Annotated in this window: 3 protein-coding genes; all 3 read left to right on the top strand. The window is 69.8% G+C overall.

Annotated features, from left to right (window positions below; translation table 11 throughout):
* A partial coding sequence (locus tag JCM19049_RS22890) for an inositol monophosphatase (protein ID WP_374700344.1) occupies nt 1-271 on the top strand: 271 nt, incomplete at its 5' end.
* Nucleotides 205-606: a hypothetical protein gene (locus JCM19049_RS21415; RefSeq protein WP_054822013.1), complete on the top strand. Its 402-nt coding sequence runs from the start codon at nt 205-207 to the stop codon at nt 604-606. The genes JCM19049_RS22890 and JCM19049_RS21415, both read left to right, overlap by 67 nt.
* Nucleotides 534-719: an inositol monophosphatase family protein gene (locus JCM19049_RS23735; protein WP_374700343.1), complete on the top strand. Its 186-nt coding sequence runs from the start codon at nt 534-536 to the stop codon at nt 717-719. Before JCM19049_RS21415 ends, JCM19049_RS23735 begins: the two co-directional genes overlap by 73 nt.
* The last annotated feature ends 186 nt before the right edge of the window (nt 720-905 follow it).

The following is a 905-nucleotide window of genomic DNA, read 5'->3' as shown; positions in this document are numbered from 1 at the left end:
CCGCGTGCTGGGGGTGGATGAGAAATCCGCGGCCGGTGATTGGGTCACCGACTTTGACCGGTCCGCCGAGGAGGCGATCCGCGCCGCGATCATCACCACCCGGCCGAACGACGCGCTGACCGGGGAGGAATTCGGCTCGCACACCCCGGCCAAGCCCAGCGGCTACCGCTGGAGCATCGACCACTGGATGGGACCGCGAACTTCGTGCGCGGCATCCACTACTACGCCTCCTCCGTGGCGGTGTGCCACACCAGCGAGGAAGGGAAGGTGACCTGGCTGGCCGGCGCCATCCAGGCCCCGGCCCTGGGCGCGGAGTACTACGCCGGGCGTGGACTGGGGGCCTGGAAGCAGGACCTGGCCACCCGCACCACCACCCGGCTTTCCGGCCCGCAGCAAACCACCGCCAAGGTGCTGGCCACCGGGTTCGGGTATGACGCCACCCGCCGCCAGTTCCAGGCCCGGGTGCTCACCGACCTGCTGGAGACTACGTCAACGTGCGGCGCCTGGGGTCGGCCGCGCTGGATTTGTGCCTGGTGGCCGAGGGCGCGCTCGACGCCTACGCCGAGTACGGCACCCAGGAATATGACTGGGCCGCCGGCGCGTTGATCGCCGAGGAAGCCGGTGTGGCGGTGCACCGCCCCTCCAGCACCCCGGGCTGGCAGTACGCCGGGTACATTGACGCGCAGAAGCTGGGCGAACCCCAGCCGGCCCAGGACTAGGAGCCGCGGCGCAGCACCACGGCAAACGGCGTCCCTTCGCGCAGGCAAGGCCCGCGGGAAGGGACGCCGTCTTGCATCGGGCGTGGAACCGGCCGAAGGCTAGATCACCAGCGCTTGGCTGAGTCCTCATAGTATTCGCGGTGCTTCAGGTCGTTGGCCGCCTCCTCGTCAATCACCAGGATCGCG

The sequence above is a fragment of the Arthrobacter sp. JCM 19049 genome (genome assembly GCF_001310435.1).
The sequence above is the reverse complement of the archived record's forward strand: the minus strand, read 5'-3'. Positions and strand labels throughout refer to the sequence as shown.